This is a genomic window from Nitratireductor sp. ATLC21 (genome assembly GCF_057196525.1).
On sequence record NZ_JBXUOU010000002.1, the window covers coordinates 538,406 to 553,380 of the forward strand.

At 62.1% G+C, this 14,975-nt stretch carries 13 protein-coding genes; 10 read left to right on the plus strand and 3 right to left on the minus strand.

The features are described 5' to 3' along the window. The first annotated feature begins 127 nt into the window (after nt 1–127). From AC2CHD_RS10185 to AC2CHD_RS10200, 4 genes are all read left to right on the plus strand, one after another. Nucleotides 128–1,126 carry an ABC transporter substrate-binding protein gene (locus AC2CHD_RS10185; RefSeq protein WP_484554227.1) on the plus strand — a complete coding sequence of 333 codons (999 nt, stop codon included), beginning with the start codon at nt 128–130 and terminating at the stop codon, nt 1,124–1,126. Nucleotides 1,127–1,199: 73 nt separating this feature from the next. Next, nucleotides 1,200–3,431 carry an ABC transporter permease gene (locus AC2CHD_RS10190; protein WP_484554228.1) on the plus strand — a complete coding sequence of 744 codons (2,232 nt, stop codon included), beginning with the start codon at nt 1,200–1,202 and terminating at the stop codon, nt 3,429–3,431. Then, on the plus strand, nt 3,428–4,492 hold the full coding sequence (locus tag AC2CHD_RS10195) for an ABC transporter ATP-binding protein (protein WP_484553576.1): 1,065 nt from the start codon (nt 3,428–3,430) through the stop codon (nt 4,490–4,492). Before AC2CHD_RS10190 ends, AC2CHD_RS10195 begins: the two co-directional genes overlap by 4 nt. Next, a complete protein-coding gene (locus AC2CHD_RS10200) occupies nt 4,489–5,316 on the plus strand; it encodes an inositol monophosphatase family protein (protein ID WP_484553577.1) in 828 nt (275 codons plus the stop codon). The genes AC2CHD_RS10195 and AC2CHD_RS10200 overlap by 4 nt, the downstream gene beginning before the upstream one ends. A gap of 5 nt (nt 5,317–5,321) precedes the next feature. On the opposite strand, the gene AC2CHD_RS10205 is transcribed toward AC2CHD_RS10200, so the two are convergent. From AC2CHD_RS10205 to AC2CHD_RS10215, 3 genes are read right to left on the minus strand one after another with little or no spacing between them, the layout of a single operon-like run. After that, nucleotides 5,322–6,638: an aspartate aminotransferase family protein gene (locus tag AC2CHD_RS10205; RefSeq protein ID WP_484553578.1), complete on the minus strand. Its 1,317-nt coding sequence runs from the start codon at nt 6,636–6,638 to the stop codon at nt 5,322–5,324. A gap of 26 nt (nt 6,639–6,664) precedes the next feature. Next, complete coding sequence (locus AC2CHD_RS10210) at nt 6,665–7,978, minus strand: glutamine synthetase family protein (protein WP_484553579.1); 1,314 nt, start codon at nt 7,976–7,978, stop codon at nt 6,665–6,667. Next, entirely contained in the window at nt 7,968–8,822 is an 855-nt protein-coding gene (locus AC2CHD_RS10215) for a MurR/RpiR family transcriptional regulator (RefSeq protein ID WP_484553580.1), read from the minus strand. The genes AC2CHD_RS10210 and AC2CHD_RS10215 overlap by 11 nt, the downstream gene beginning before the upstream one ends. Nucleotides 8,823–8,939: 117 nt before the next feature. Here AC2CHD_RS10215 and AC2CHD_RS10220 point away from each other — a divergent pair, with 117 nt between their 5' ends. The 6 genes from AC2CHD_RS10220 to AC2CHD_RS10245 are packed head-to-tail and all read left to right on the plus strand — an operon-like array spanning nt 8,940 to nt 14,955. After that, the gene (locus tag AC2CHD_RS10220) at nt 8,940–10,721 is read left to right on the plus strand and encodes a branched-chain amino acid ABC transporter ATP-binding protein/permease (protein WP_484553581.1); all 1,782 of its coding nucleotides are present in this window, start codon (nt 8,940–8,942) and stop codon (nt 10,719–10,721) included. A gap of 31 nt (nt 10,722–10,752) precedes the next feature. After that, nucleotides 10,753–11,907, plus strand: coding sequence for an ABC transporter substrate-binding protein (locus tag AC2CHD_RS10225; protein ID WP_484553582.1), 1,155 nt, complete (start codon nt 10,753–10,755; stop codon nt 11,905–11,907). Nucleotides 11,908–11,916: 9 nt separating this feature from the next. Next, entirely contained in the window at nt 11,917–12,633 is a 717-nt protein-coding gene (locus AC2CHD_RS10230) for an ABC transporter ATP-binding protein (protein ID WP_484553583.1), read from the plus strand. Beyond that, the gene (locus AC2CHD_RS10235; RefSeq protein WP_484553584.1) at nt 12,633–13,526 is read left to right on the plus strand and encodes a branched-chain amino acid ABC transporter permease; all 894 of its coding nucleotides are present in this window, start codon (nt 12,633–12,635) and stop codon (nt 13,524–13,526) included. The genes AC2CHD_RS10230 and AC2CHD_RS10235 overlap by 1 nt, the downstream gene beginning before the upstream one ends. After that, on the plus strand, nt 13,523–14,305 hold the full coding sequence (locus tag AC2CHD_RS10240; protein ID WP_484553585.1) for an N-formylglutamate amidohydrolase: 783 nt from the start codon (nt 13,523–13,525) through the stop codon (nt 14,303–14,305). The genes AC2CHD_RS10235 and AC2CHD_RS10240 overlap by 4 nt, the downstream gene beginning before the upstream one ends. 2 nt (nt 14,306–14,307) lie before the next feature. Then, nucleotides 14,308–14,955 (plus strand): cysteine hydrolase family protein, encoded by a 648-nt coding sequence (locus tag AC2CHD_RS10245; RefSeq protein ID WP_484553586.1) that lies wholly within the window; start codon nt 14,308–14,310, stop codon nt 14,953–14,955. Nucleotides 14,956–14,975 lie beyond the last annotated feature (20 nt).

The window sequence follows — 14,975 nt, forward strand, 5'->3', positions numbered from 1 at the left end:
GAAATTTTTATATCACCGCCATTGACAGCTCCTTCAAGTCGGAAGAACATTGCACACGTGTGCAAAATAAATCCGATAAGCACCGAGGGAGGGTTTCATGAAGAAGAATTATCTGGCAGTGGCTGCGATGGCGGCCGGCTCGGTTCTGGCGACCCAGGCCGTGGCAAATGCGGACGAGCTGAACCTGATCTGCTCCGCCGATGTGGTCATCTGTGAGCTGCTCGTCGAAAAATTCGAGGCCGAGCACGATATTGACGTTTCCATGGTGCGCCTTTCGTCTGGTGAGGCCTATGCAAAGGTTCGCGCGGAAGCGCGCAATCCGAAGACGGATATCTGGTGGGGAGGCACCGGCGATCCGCATCTTCAGGCAGCGGCCGACGGGCTGACCATGTCATATAAGTCGCCCATGCTGGATGAGCTGCTGCCCTGGGCGGTGAAGCAGGCCGAAAGCGCCGACTTCAAGACGGTGGGCGTTTATTCCGGTGCGCTTGGCTGGGGCTACAACAAGGAATTTCTGGCCAGCAAGGGCATCGAGCCGCCCAAATGCTGGGCCGATCTCTTGAACCCGGCGCTCAAGGGCGAGATCCAGGTGGCGAACCCGAACTCTTCGGGCACGGCCTACACGGCCCTTGCGACGCTCGTCCAGCTTATGGGCGAAGACGAGGCATTCGAGTTCCTCAAGAAGATGAACGACAATGTCTCGCAATACACCAAGTCGGGCTCTGCGCCGGTAAAAGCTGCGGCCCGCGGTGAAACCGGGATCGGTATCGTCTTCATGCATGATGCGGTCGCCCAGGCGGTCGAGGGCTTTCCCATCGGTGTGGTCGCGCCCTGCGAGGGAACGGGTTACGAAATCGGCTCCATGTCGATCGTGAATCGCGCCCGCAACGAGGAAGCCGCCAAGACCTGGTATGACTGGGTTCTGAAGGCGGATGTGCAGTCGCTGCTGAAGGATGCCAAGTCGTTTCAGATTCCGTCCAATGCCTCGGCGGAGGTTCCCGAAGAATCGCCGAGCCTCGATGAGGTGAAGCTGATCGATTACGACTTCGTGACCTATGGCAGCTCGGAGAAGCGCAAGGCGCTGCTTGAGCGTTGGGATCGTGAGATTGGTGCCATTGCCAACTGATCCGGCGCTTCCAAGCCTCGGGTTTCATCGGGGGTGAAACCCGAGGCGCCCCTCACGGACAGGACTGCACATGATGACGCGCGAAAACCGTCGGCTCGACGTGACGTTCGGGCTTGGCCTTGCCGCCATTTGTCTTCTGCCCTGGTATCGGGTTGAGGGCGGGTTCTTCTCCCTGCAATGGGTGGGGGAGATGGCAGGCGAGCCGGATCTCTATCCCGGTCTGCTGCAACTCTTTCTGGGTCGGATCTGGCTCCTGATCGCTTTCATCCTGTTCGCGGCAGGCATTGCCACACGGGTTGCGATGCCCGCCGGAAAGCCACGCGGCCGGCGCCTTGCGCTGATCGGTGCAATTGGTGTCGGCTTCATGGTCCTGCAGGGGCTCGCGATCACGCTGTGGGGCTGGGCATGGAGCGTGAACGAAACGCTGTTCGGCCCCCTCGATCCGGGGCAACCAGCCTTTGGCGCGGGCGCGGTCATTGTCTCCCTGGGTTTCTTGGCTCTCATCGCCTTTGGGCTGGCAGAACGGGGCGCCATGAAGGGCGACGCCTTCACGGTCGGTTCCATCCTCCTGCTGATCGCACTTGTGGGCGTTTTCGTCTTCTATCCGATCATCTCCATGCTTGTCGGCTCTTTCCAGGATTTCGACGGCTCCTTCAATCCGGACGGTTTCATCCGCAACATTCAGGATCCGGCCATCTGGAGTCTGGACTGTGTGATCGGCGGGGCGCGGTGCGGCGTGGCCTGGCGGACGCTCTTTCTGGCGGTGATGACGGCAAGCGCCTCGACGCTGCTTGGCCTCGCCTTCGCGCTGGTGGCAACCCGAACGGGCTTTCCGGCAAAGAAGAGCCTCAGGCTTCTCACCATTCTGCCCATCATCACGCCGCCCTTCGTCATCGGCCTTGCGCTGACCATGATGCTTGGCCGCTCCGGGCTCGTGACCGGGTGGATCGAGGCGCTGACGGGGATAGAGCTCGGCCGCTGGCTTTATGGCCTGACCGGCATCTGGATCGCGCAGGTGCTTTCCTTCACGCCCATTTCCTTCCTCGTTCTCATCGCTGTGGTGGAAGGCGTGAGCCCATCCATGGAAGAGGCCTCGCAGACCCTGCGGGCAGGGCGCTGGCGCACCTTCCGCAAGGTCTCTCTGCCGCTGATGGCACCGGGGCTTGCCAACGCCTTTCTGATCGGCTTCATCGAAAGCATGGCGGATTTCGGCAATCCGCTGGTGCTGGGCGGAAGCCACGGGGTTCTGTCGACGGAGATATTCTTTGCGGTTGTCGGCGCGCAGACCGATCCGTCGCGCGCGGCAGTGCTCGCGATCATTCTTCTGACATTCACGCTTTCCGCCTTCCTCTTGCAGCGGGTCTGGCTTGCAGGGCGCAATTTCGCAACGGTGACGGGCAAGGGAGATTCAGGCAAACACGCCGCCTTGCCGGGACCGCTCGCCGCACTTCTTTATGCGGTCGTGGTGCCGTGGATCATCTTCACGCTTGCGGTCTATGGCATGATCATCTTTGGCGGCTTCGTCACCACCTGGGGCCTCGATCACACGCTGACGCTCGAACATTATGCGCGCGGCTTCTCGGTCGAATGGCGCGAGGGTGCGCTGGCATGGACCGGCGTGGCCTGGGACAGTTTCTGGACCACGATGGAAATCGCGCTGATCGCAGCGCCGTTGACGGCGGCGGTGGGGCTGTTGACCGCTTATCTCATTGTCCGGCAGAATTTCTTTGGCCGGAACGCCTTCGAGTTCGCGCTGATGATGAGCTTTGCCATCCCCGGAACGGTTATCGGGATCAGCTACATCATGGCCTTCAACCTGCCCCCCATCGAAATGACAGGCACGGCGCTGATCCTGATTGCCTGCTTCGTGTTCCGCAACATGCCGGTGGGCGTGCGCGGTGGTGTGGCGGCGATGAGCCAACTCGACAAGAGCCTCGACGAGGCTTCGATCACGCTGGGGGCAGGGAGCCCGCGCACGATCCGACGGGTGATACTGCCGCTTCTACGCCCTGCGATCATGGCGGCACTGGTCTATTCCTTCGTGCGGGCCATTACCTCGATCAGCGCCGTCATTTTCCTGGTCAGCGCGAAGTACAACATGGCAACGGCCTATATCGTGGGGCTGGTGGAGAACGGCGAATACGGCATCGCCATCGCATATTCCTCGGTTCTCATCCTTGTCATGATCACCGTGATAGGCGGGTTCCAGCTTCTGGTTGGCGAACGCCGGCTAAGGCGGGAAAACGCAGTCAGTCGCCCGGCTGCGAAGAAACGCGCCCAATCCAGTCTGGAGGCAAAGGCATGAGCAATTCGCAACGTGGTTCCGTCCGTTTTCGCAATGTGCGCAAAGATTTCGGTTCGTTCACGGCGATTCACGATCTCGATCTGGAGATTGAGCCAGGCACGCTGGTAACGCTCCTGGGCCCCTCGGGCTGCGGCAAGACCACCACATTGCGCATGCTGGCCGGGCTGGAGACGCCAAGTGCGGGCACGATCGAGATCGGCGGCCATGATGTCACGCGCCTGCCGGCCAATGAGCGCGATGTGGCCATGGTGTTTCAGTCCTATGCGCTGTTCCCGCATATGAGCGTGCTCGACAATGTGGCCTATGGGCTGGAGGCTGGAGGCCAGTCGAAGGCCGAGGCGCGGGAGAATGCGCATGCGGGCCTGGCGCTGGTCGGCCTCGAAGGATATGGCACGCGCCTGCCGGCGGAGCTTTCCGGCGGGCAGCAGCAGCGCGTCGCCGTTGCCCGCGCGCTGGTGCTGGAACCGCAGGTGCTGTTGCTCGATGAGCCCTTGTCCAATCTCGACGCAAGGTTGCGCCGCCGTGTCCGCACCGAAATCCGCGAGCTGCAGCAGCGGCTCGGCTTCACCGCCGTCTATGTGACGCATGATCAGCAAGAGGCGCTGGCCGTTTCCGACCGGATTGTGGTGATGGAAAGCGGACTGGTTGCGCAGGAAGGTCCGCCGCGCGAACTTTATGAGGAGCCTGCCTCCGAATTCATTGCCGACTTCATGGGCGAGGCCAATGTGCTCGCCTGCGAGGTGCTGGACATTGCAGAGGGCCGCGCGACGGTGCAGGTGGGCGGCCTGCGACACACGCTGCCGACACGCAAGGCGGCACGTCCCGGGCCGGCAAAACTGGCCGTGCGGGCAAACGCCATCCGCCTTGAAGCGGGTGGGGATGCCAGCCTGCCGGGCCGGATCCAGAGCTCGGCCTATCTCGGCGACCATGTCGAATATGAGGTGGAACTCGATACCGGAACGATCTTCGTCGTCGACAATGCGACGACCGACCCGCTGCCGCCGGCGACCGATGTTTCCATCGGCTTCCGCGATCGCGGCATAGCCTTGATAACCGCATGACAACGACCATTCAGGAGAACCGCGTGTCCCTTTCCGAAACCGACCTTGCCGAACGGCTGGGTTTTGCCGAAACCATGGCAAAGGCTGCGGGGGCAGCCGCCCTCGACTATTTCACACGGCGCGATGAGCTGGTCATCGAGACCAAGCGCAACCCGCAGGATCTGGTTTCCGAGGCCGACAAGAAGGTCGAAGAGCTGATCCGCGCCGAGATCGCAAAGCATTTTGGCTCGGACGGCGTGCTTGGCGAGGAATACGGGCTGACCGAAGGCACAAGCGGTCTGACCTGGGTGATCGATCCGATCGACGGCACCAGTGCCTTTCTGAACGGCATGCCGAACTGGTGTGTTTCCGTGGGTGCCGCGATTGATGGCGAGCCGGTGCTCGGTGTCATTGTCGCGCCCTGCTTCGACGAGTGTTACAGCGCCCGCCGTGGCGGTGGGGCAACGCTGAACGGAAAGCCGATCCGCGTTGCGGACCAGCTCAATCTTCGCAACGGCGTGGTGGGGCTTGGCTCCAATGATCGCGTCGAACCTGCCGCCGCCGCGCGCATTGTGGAAAACCTTTTTAGGATCGGCGGAACGTTCATCCGCAACGGTTCGGGTGCGTTGATGCTCGCCTATGTGGCCGCGGGCCGGTTGGTCGGCTATGCGGAGCCGAGCATGAATGCTTGGGATTGCATGGCAGGTTACTGCCTTGTCAGCGAGGCCGGCGGCACGGTTCTGCCATTCCCGCGTGATGGCTTCCACGCACCGGCGCGTGTGCTTGCAGCCACCGGCGGCAGCTATGCCGAACTGGAGCGGATTTCGGCCATCGCCCAGAGCTGACGCACTTACCAGCCGGCAAAGCGCTCCAGCAATTGCGGGTCCACCTTGCCGGCTTCCACATCGCTTAAGGCCTGATCGAGAATGGCGATCCCGCGAAGGGCTTCGCCCTCGCTCATTGTCAGGGGCGGGGTGAATTCCAGCACGTTGGAATTGAGGCCCACATAGTAGATGACGAGCCCGAGCTGAAAGGCGCGGTAGACGGTGAGCGCCGTCTGCTCGATGGCGGGCGTGCGGGCTTCGCGGTCGCTGACAAGCTCGACGCCGATGGCAAGCCCATGGCCGCGCACATGGCCAATGAGGGGGTGTCTTTCCTGAAGCGCGCGCAGCGCCAAAAGCATCGTGTCGCCGACCTTTGCGGCGTTGGCGTCCAGATTCTCGCGCTCGATGGTTTCAAGCACGGCGAGGCCCGCCGACGCGCAGACCGGATTGCCGTGCAGGGTCTGGAAGGAAAAGGTCGAGGCGTGGTTCATGATGCTTTCGGGGCCGACGACCGCCGAAATGGGCAGCCCGCCGCCAAGCCCCTTGCCGAACACGACGATGTCGGGCTCGATGCCGCTGTGTTCGAACGCGTGAAGGCGTCCGGTGCGGGCGAGACCCACCTTCACCTCGTCGCAGACAAGCAGAATGCCATGCTTGCGGCAGAGCCGCTCGATCTCTCTGAAATAGCCGGGCGGCGGCACAAGCATTCCGCCATCCGACTGGATCGGCTCGATGAAGAAGGCCGCCACGTCTTGCGGTGAGACGGAGGTGGCGAAGAGCTCTTCGACATGGGCGAGCGCTGCCTTCGATGCGGCTTCCGGGCTACCCGAAGCATAGGAATCCGGATAGGGGACAAGGCTGAGGCCGGAAGCCTTTTCGATACCATCCTGTGCGGGGTGCCCGGAAATAGCAACGGACCCGACCGTGCCGCCGTGATAGGCCCCCTTGAAGGAAATGATGCGCGGGCGGCCGGTGGCCGCAACAACGGCACGGGCGACGGTTTCGTTCGCGTCCGAGCCGGAATGGCCGAACCAGACACGGCCGGCGGCGCGCTTTGGCACCAGAGAAAGAAGTTTCTCGGCAAGCTGAACGCTGGGCTCATTGGCGGTGGAGAGGTAGCTGGCCCCGGCCTGATCGGTCAGCGCGCGGTTGACGGCCTCGGCAAGCGCGGGGTGCCCGTGGCCGAGGCTGGCCGCCCCCCAGGAGGCGGCGAAGTCGAGCAAATCGCGCCCATCATCGCCACGCAGCATCGATCCCTTGCCGCCCGTCACCGCCTGCGGAAAGAAGCGCAGATGAGCGAGCGTGGAAACGCTGCGGCTTTCGCGTTCGTAGAGACCGGTCATGCTGGTTCTCCCCCCTGGACGGTTGATCAGTAGACGGCTTCGTAGCGCGTGCAGCGTTCCGCCTCGCTGAGGTCGGCGGTCTGGGCGAGCTCGCCGCGCTTGTGCTTCAGGTAGACGTCGAGCGCCTCCGAACCGATCCATTCAGCCACGCGCGGGTTCTGTTCGAGGCGATCCAGCGCTTCACCGAGCGACTGGGGCAGACGTACCAAGCCGCGCTCGGCGAGTGTTGCGGTGGGTAGTTCGGAAAGGTCTTCTTCCGTCACCTGTGGTGCTGCGAGCCCCTCCTCGATGCCCTGCGCGCCGGCATGGGCGAGCGCTGCCAGAACCAGATAGGGGGAGGCCGTTGCATCGGCTGCCCGATACTCGAAATTATACTGTTTTGCTGCACTTTCAGCACTGGCGCTCGTCACCGGACAGATGCGCACGGCGGCCTCGCGGTCGTGATAGCCCAGATTGTTGAAGGCCGCGCTCCAGCGGTGCGGCGTGAGCCGTGTGTAGGAGATGGCGGACGGTGCCGTCAGCGCGACGATGCTGTCCATGTATTTGAGGATGCCGGCGATGAAGGCGCCGGTTTTTTCTGCCATACCCCAGGGGGCGTCGGGGTCGTAGGTGGCGGGTTTGCCGTTTTCGTCGACGAAGCTCATATGCACATGAACGCCATTGCCGACGCCGGCAGGATCGCGGATTGGCACGAAGGTGACGGGCTCGCCCATGCGCTCGCCGACAAGCTTTGTGACCGCACGCACCTTGACGGCAGTATCGGCGGCGGTGACGCCGAGATCGGGCCCGTTGGTGACCTCGAACTGATCGGAGCCGTATTCCTTCAGGAAGGTGTCCGGCTTCACACCGGCCACCTCAAGCGCGGCCATGACCGTCTCACCGAACGCGCGGTGCTTGCCGAAGCTCGCAAGGCCGAAGGCTTCGCCCGGCCCTTGCGCGGGATTGCGGGACTGGAATTCGTGCTCGAAGGCGGCGACGAGGTGCAGGCCCGAGACATCTTCCAGCCGCTTCAGCGCGGTTTTCAGAATGGAGCGGGTGCAGCAGCTCCACGGATCGCCGTCGAGATGGAGGATATCGCCGAGCACGAAACGCTCGACGGGGCCGCCATCTTCGAGATCGAGCGTGACGGCGGTGTCGGCATCCGGCACGAGGATCAGGTCGCCGAAGGAGCCGAACGGGCTTTCGGCAATCGTGTCGAAACAGGTGATCTGCACATTGGTAGGCGTCCAGCCGACACCCTGGCGGAAGCGCTTTTCCATTTCCTTCAACGGAAAGGCCTTGCCGCGCGTCACGCCGGAAAAGTCCGAAGTGGCGGCAAACATCAAGGGATTACTGATCATCGTCGCGTGCTCCATGATCGAAGCGGAGCGAGTCCCAGGCTTCGATGCGTTTTCGGGTTTTGTCCCAGTTGGTTTCGGCAATGCGGGTCAGCATCGCCTCCATCAGCACCATGGCGCCGGAATAGCTGTCCCAGACGGTGCCGCTTTCGATGGGGGTGGCGAAGACCTCATTGGCGTGGTTGGCGGCGGGCGACATCCACTTGTCGGTCAGGACAACGATCTGGACGCCGCTCTGCGCCCTGGCGCGGCGGGCAAGCTCGGCCAGATTGCGCTGATAGCGGCGGTAATCCACCATGAACAGCACGTCTTTCGAGCGCATGCGCAGCATGTATTCGGGCCAGATTTCCGGGTCCGCCGGGAGATGGAAGACGCCGCTGCGCACCTGGCGCAGATGGCGCGAGACATAGAGCGCGATGGCGTCGCTTATGCGGCCACCGATCAGATAGACGTTGCGTTTCTCATCGCCCAGAAGGTCGCAGACACGCTCGAACTGAGCGCTGGTAATGGCGGACGCCGAGGCCGAGATAAGGTTGACGGCTCGAGAGACGAAATCTTCCAGATAGTCTCCCTGAATGGCGCGGTCGCCCACATGAAGATCAAGCGGAGAGCGGTTCGACTGCCGTATTTCGTCGATCAGATGACGCTGGAAATCCTGATAGCCCTGAAACCCGAGCTTGGTGACGAAACGCGAGATGGACGGCGATGACGTGCCGGTTTTCTTCGCGAGATCCTGGATCGTGTCGAGACCCGCATAGGGATAGTCGAGCAACAGCGCGGTGCACAGCTTCCGCTCGGTCGCCGTGAGCTCGCTCGACAGGTTCTCCAGCCTTTGTCTGACTTGCATCGAAATCCCCTCCCTGCAAAACAGACGACTTTGAAAATCATAAGTCAATATGAAAATTTCTGGTTGACTATGAAAAAATAATATCAAAGCTAGAGGAGGGGAGCAAAAGGGGAATTCATGTTCACGTCATCGCGCCAGCATTTCATTGCAGCCGCTCTCGCCATTATCGTTCTGGCGGTGGCGGGGGTTGTCGTTGCCGGTCTTTTCGGTGCTGCTGCCGAGCGCGTGCTGACGGTTTTCTTCATTTCGCTGATCGCGGTGACAGGCATCGGCGTCTATAGCGGCAATAGCGGTATCCTGAGTTTCGGCCATGTGGCCTTCATGGGCATCGGCGCCTATGTGTCGGGCCTTCTGACACTGCCGGCGGGGCTGAAAATGGCGACGCTGCGCGGGCTGCCGGACTGGCTTGCGTCCACTGAGCTCTCGCTCATCCCGGCCATCATCGTCGCGGTTCTGGTGACGGCGGCGATTGCGCTTCTGATCGGCATTGCCATCGGCAGGCTGGAAGGGTCGGCCGCCTCCATTGCGACGCTCGGGCTTCTGGTGATCGTGCATGGCGTGATCATCGGCTGGCGCGACGTGACGCGCGGCGCGCAGTCCTTTTTCGGTGTGCCACGAGACACGACGCTGATCATCGCTGCGGTGGCCTGCGTGATCGCGCTGATCGCGGCGCGCTGGTATCGCGATTCGCTTTCCGGCCTGCGTTTGAGGGCGGGCCGCGAGAACGCCATTGCGGCCAAGGCCGTAGGCATCAACGTGCAGCGTGAGCGTCTTGTCTCATGGGTTCTCAGCGCTGCCATCATGGCGCTCTCGGGTGCGCTGATCGCCCATTTTCTGGGCGCGTTCAGCCCCAAGAAGTTCTATTTCCACGACACATTCCTGCTTCTGGCGATGCTCATCGTCGGCGGCATGACGACGGTGACGGGCGCCATCTCCGGCACGATCCTGATCACGGTGATCACCGAAATCCTGCGCCGCTTTGAAAGCGGTCTTTCCATTGGCGGTTTCGAGCTGCCGGCGGTGTTTGGCACGACGCAGATCGGTATTGGCCTGCTCATCCTGTTTGCCATGTTCCGCATGTCGGAGGGCGTGATGGGGTTGAAGGAATGGGAAGAGCGTGTCTTCCCGTTCAGGCCGAAGCGCGGCAGGGCCGAGGCGCTTGGCAAGCGCACGAGCGACGACCGTCTGAAGGTCGAGCATGTGTCGATGCAGTTTGGCGGTCTGCGCGCGGTGGACGATGTGACCATCTCCGTCAATCCGGGCGAGATCCTGGGCCTCATCGGGCCGAACGGTTCGGGAAAAACAACGCTTCTGAACATCATTTCCGGCGTGCTGAAGCCGACCGAAGGCGATGTGGTGCTGGGTTCGAAATCGCTCACCGGCGTGGCATCGGAGAAGATCGCCGACGCAGGCATCGCCCGCACATTCCAGAACATCCGTCTGTTCCCGACGCTGACCGTCTATCAGAACGTTCTGGCGGCGGCCCTTTCCACCCATGGCGGGAAGAATGCGGAGGAGCGGGCCGGTGCGGCACTCGCCCGCCTCGGCATCGAGGAGCGCGCCGGCGAGGATGCGGGCACGCTGTCTTATGGTGAGCAGCGCCGGGTGGAGATCGCGCGCGCACTCGCCTGCGAACCGACGCTTCTGCTGCTCGACGAACCGGCCGCCGGCATGAACCGCGAGGAGACCGACGATCTGATCGAACGGCTGAAAGTGCTCTCGGCCGATCTGGGGCTCGGCGTGGTGCTCGTCGACCACGATCTGAAGCTGATCAACGAATTGTGCGACCGCATTGTCGTGCTGAACGAAGGAAAGCTTATCGCGGATGGCGCTCCGGCTGCCATCCGGGAGAACCCGGCGGTCATCGAGGCATATCTCGGGCCGGGCAAGGCCGCCTGACAAACCAACAAACAAGAAAGAGGGAACTGACATGAACAAACTGCTCATATCCACGCTTCTCGCAAGTGCGATGGCGTTTCCGGCTGCGGCTGAAACGCTGCGCGTTGGCGTTGCTACCGCACAGACCGGCGCGCTCGCTCCCTTCGACACGCCCGTGATCGACGGCATCCACATCGCCGTGGACGAAATCAACGAGGCCGGCGGCATCGACGGCAAGATCAAGATCGAGCTTTTGGAAAAGGACGTGCGTTCCGACGCGGCGCAGACCTCCATCGCCACCCAGGAACTGGTGGATGAGGGCGTTTCCGTGATCGTGCTGCCCTGCGATGCCGACCCGGCGCTGGCGGCAATCGGCGTTGTGACCGAAGCGCAGATCCCGGCCATTTCCACCTGCGCCTCTTCGCCCACCCTGCCGCAGATCGGCGGCGACTACATGTTCGCCAACTTCCCCGGCGACAATGTGCAGGCCACCGTCTCGGCCAAATGGGCCTATGACGAGGGCCACCGCAGCGCCTATATCATCTATTCGCCCGACACGCAGTACACGACGATGCCGCTCTACTTCGCGGAAGTTTTCGAGAAGCTTGGCGGCAAGATGCTGGGCGAGGACACGCACACGATCGGCCAGCAGGATTTCTCCGCCATTGCCACGCGCATTGCGGCGTTGGACCCGCAGCCCGACGTGATCATGACCTCGACCTATGAGCCGGATTTCCCCTCCATGTTGAAGGCGCTGCGCGCAGCCGGTGTGGAAAGCCAGATCATCGGTTCCGACGGTATCGACAGCCCGACCACCTTCTCGCTGGGTGCTGTGGCTGAAGGACTTGTCTTCACCACGGCAGGTCACCCGACCGAGGGCAGCCCGCTCGAAGCCTTCAACAAGAAGTTTGAAGAGGTGAACGGCAAGGCGCCGGAAACCGTGTTCAACGCCGTTGGCTACGACCTCATCAAGGTCATCGAGGCGGCGGTGATCGCGGCGGACGGTTCCACCGATGCGCAGACGCTGCGCGACGCGATCGCCAATCTGGAGAACGTCCAGGGCGCGACGAGCATGATCACCTACAAGGGTACGGATGGAATGCCGCTGCGCGAGGTGAGCCTGATCCGCGTGAAGGATGGCGGCCGCGAGCTGATCGGTCAGCCGACGCCTGACGCCTCGCTCATCCCCGAACCCCGCGTTCAGTGAGGTCATGACGTGTCTGCGCTACTGACAGTCCAGTCGCTTCAGGTTCAATACGGTGCCGTGCAGGCGGTGCGCGGTGTCGACCTGGAGGTGCGTGAAGGCGAAATCATCGCGCTTCTGGGCGCCAATGGTGCGGGCAAGTCCTCGACGCTCAATGCGCTGGTCGGTCTGGCACCGGCCAGCGCAGGCAGGATCACCTTCAAAGGACAGGACGTGACCGGCAGCGCGCCGGAACGTTTCGCCTCCCTTGGCATGACGCTGTCGCCCGAGGGGCGGCGCGTCTTCGGCACGCTCAGCGTGCAGGAAAACCTACTCATGGGTGCATACTCGATGCAGGACAAGGCCAAGGTGAAAACGGCCTTTGATCGGGTGTTCGATCTGTTTCCGATCCTGCGGGAACGCCGTGAGCAGTTTGCTGGGACGCTTTCGGGCGGCCAGCAGCAGATGCTGGCCGTTGGCCGCGCGTTGATGAGCAATCCGCGCCTTCTCCTGCTCGACGAACCGTCGCTGGGGCTCGCGCCGAAGATCGTCGAGCAGGTTTTCGAGCTGATCACCGTGTTGCGCAAGCAGGGGGTGACCATGGTGGTTGTCGAGCAGAATGTCTCGATGGCGCTCGAGGTTGCGGATCGCGGATACGTGATGGCCAGCGGCCGCATCGCAGCTTCCGGCACGGCCGCCGAACTGCGCAATTCCGACACGCTGCAAGCTGCCTATCTGGGGGCCGATTAATGGATCTGTTTCTACAGCAAACCGTCAATGCGTTTGCACTGGGCGGCACCTATGCGCTGCTGGCGCTGGGCCTTGCCATGGTCTTTTCCACCATGGGGCTGATCAACTTCGCCCATGGCGAACTCATGACGATTGCCGGCTATATCCTGATGGCCTGCGGCCTTGCCGGCGTTCCTTTCGCCTTCTCCATACTGCTTGCCATTGCGGCTGCGGTTGTGGCCGCGATCGCCATGGAACGCATTGCCTTCAGACCGGTCAGAAATGCCTCCGGCGCGACCATGCTGGTAACCAGTTTCGCGGTCTCGATGATCCTGCAGGTTCTGTTCCAGAACTTCATTTCCGCCCGCTCGCAGGCCGTTCTGGTGCCGGAAATCCTGTCGGAAAGCGTGCGTTTCGGCGGGCTTGTGATCGGCGTGAACAAGATTGCCGCCATCGTTACCACCATCGTGATGCTGATCTTCCTCGACCGCTTCATGAAGCACCACCGCATCGGCATCGCGATGCGGGCGGCGGCGGAAGACTTCTCCGTCGCGCGCCTCATGGGCATCCGCGCCAACACCGTGATTGCCGGTGCATTCGCGCTGTCGGGTTTTCTGGCTGGCGTTGCGGCGGTTCTCTGGGTGAGCCAGCGTGCCTCTGTCGATCCGCTGATGGGCTTCACGCCGGTTCTCAAAGCCTTCATCGCGGCCATTCTTGGCGGGCTCGGCTCGCTGCGTGGGGCCGTGGCCGGAGGCTTCCTGCTGGGTTTCATCGAAATCTATCTGGCCGCCTACCTGCCGTCCGGCATGCAGGAATTCCGCGATCCCATCGCCCTTTGCCTGGTCGTTCTCGTGCTGATCTTCCGCCCGAACGGCCTTATCCCGTCGCCAGCCCTCAAGGCGGAGAAAGTATGAGCCTTCACACATCTGTCGGGGAGAGCGCGCGTCTCCTGTCGCCGCTCGACCCGGATCCGGTCACGATCATCAACGGGGACAGCACCTTCCCGGTTCTGCTTGTTTGCGAGCATGCGGGCCAAACCGTCCCCCGGGCTCTGGGCGATCTGGGGTTGAAGGCTGACGCGCTCAATGCGCATATTGGCTGGGATATCGGTGCTGCCGGAGTTACCCGGCTTCTCGCTGACAGGATCGGCGCAACCGCAGTGATGCAGAGCTACAGCCGACTGGTGATCGACTGCAACCGCCCGCCCGAAGCTCCCGATGCGATGCCGGAGGTCAGCGATGGCGTGCCGGTGCCGGGAAACCGGGGCGTGACGCAAGAAGGGCGCGCGATGCGCAGGCGGGAGATTTTCGATCCCTTTAATGCCGCCGTGAAAGAATTGCGCAGCCAGCCGCATTGCCGGGCGATCCTGTCGATCCACAGTTTTAATCCGCAGCTTCGCGATGGGATAAAGCGGCCCTGGGAAATCAGTTTCCTTTACCGCAAGGACACAGCAACCTCCGAGCGGCTGAGGCAACTCGTGCTGGAGAATGCGCCGGAGCTGACTATTGGCATGAACGAGCCCTACCAGATCGATGATGAGTCGGACTGGTTCGTGCCGCGTCATGGGGAAGAAAGCGGATTGCCGCACAGCCTCATTGAAATTCGCAACGATCTCATTTCAGATGCCGCCGGGCAGGCAGAATGGGCAAAGCTCATGACCGCCGTCGTGCATCGCTTCGCAACGGAGTTATAGACATGGAACTCACGCGCAACGTTCCCATTGAGCCGGCACAGGCGGCAATCCTCTATGTGGATGTGCAGAACTTCAGCGCCAAGAAGAATGGCGCGGAGTTTGTCGATCTCGACGAGAAGACGCTGAACGAGAAATATGGCTGGTATTTCGACCGGCTTGAGGGCGAGGTGATCCCGCGCATGCAGAAGCTGCAGGCGGCCTGCCGCAAGGCTGGCGTGGAGGTGATGTACACCACAATCGAAAGCCTGACGCTCGACGGTCGCGACCGCAGCCTCGATTACAAGATCACGGGCTTCAATGTGCCCAAGGGCTCGTGGGACGGCAAGGTGATCGACGAGATCGCGCCGGGCGAAGACGAGATCGTGCTGCCGAAGACTTCCTCCTCCGTCTTTGTGTCGACCCATATCGACTACATTCTGCGCAATCTGGGTGTGAAGCAGCTCATCATTTGCGGTCTGATCACCGATCAGTGCGTGGAGAGCGCCATTCGCGATGCCTGCGATCTGGGCTATCTGGTGACACAGGTGACCGATGCCTGCCTGACCTACAGCCAGGAACGCCACGACAACTCACTGCGCACCATCAAGGGCTATTGCCGACAGGTGACGACGGAAGAGTTGATTGCGGAACTCTCCCGATTTGCTGCATGAATGACTGGCCGGAAACGGCA

Coding starts and splice junctions, on each gene's coding strand:
- AC2CHD_RS10235 (WP_484553584.1), top strand. CDS start 12,633: ATGGATCTGTTTCTACAGCAAACCGTCAATGCGTTTGCACTGGGCGGC.
- AC2CHD_RS10225 (WP_484553582.1), top strand. CDS start 10,753: ATGAACAAACTGCTCATATCCACGCTTCTCGCAAGTGCGATGGCGTTT.
- AC2CHD_RS10195 (WP_484553576.1), top strand. CDS start 3,428: ATGAGCAATTCGCAACGTGGTTCCGTCCGTTTTCGCAATGTGCGCAAA.
- AC2CHD_RS10220 (WP_484553581.1), top strand. CDS start 8,940: ATGTTCACGTCATCGCGCCAGCATTTCATTGCAGCCGCTCTCGCCATT.
- AC2CHD_RS10185 (WP_484554227.1), top strand. CDS start 128: ATGGCGGCCGGCTCGGTTCTGGCGACCCAGGCCGTGGCAAATGCGGAC.
- AC2CHD_RS10210 (WP_484553579.1), bottom strand. CDS start 7,978: ATGATCAGTAATCCCTTGATGTTTGCCGCCACTTCGGACTTTTCCGGC.
- AC2CHD_RS10215 (WP_484553580.1), bottom strand. CDS start 8,822: ATGCAAGTCAGACAAAGGCTGGAGAACCTGTCGAGCGAGCTCACGGCG.
- AC2CHD_RS10240 (WP_484553585.1), top strand. CDS start 13,523: ATGAGCCTTCACACATCTGTCGGGGAGAGCGCGCGTCTCCTGTCGCCG.
- AC2CHD_RS10245 (WP_484553586.1), top strand. CDS start 14,308: ATGGAACTCACGCGCAACGTTCCCATTGAGCCGGCACAGGCGGCAATC.
- AC2CHD_RS10205 (WP_484553578.1), bottom strand. CDS start 6,638: ATGACCGGTCTCTACGAACGCGAAAGCCGCAGCGTTTCCACGCTCGCT.
- AC2CHD_RS10200 (WP_484553577.1), top strand. CDS start 4,489: ATGACAACGACCATTCAGGAGAACCGCGTGTCCCTTTCCGAAACCGAC.
- AC2CHD_RS10190 (WP_484554228.1), top strand. CDS start 1,200: ATGACGCGCGAAAACCGTCGGCTCGACGTGACGTTCGGGCTTGGCCTT.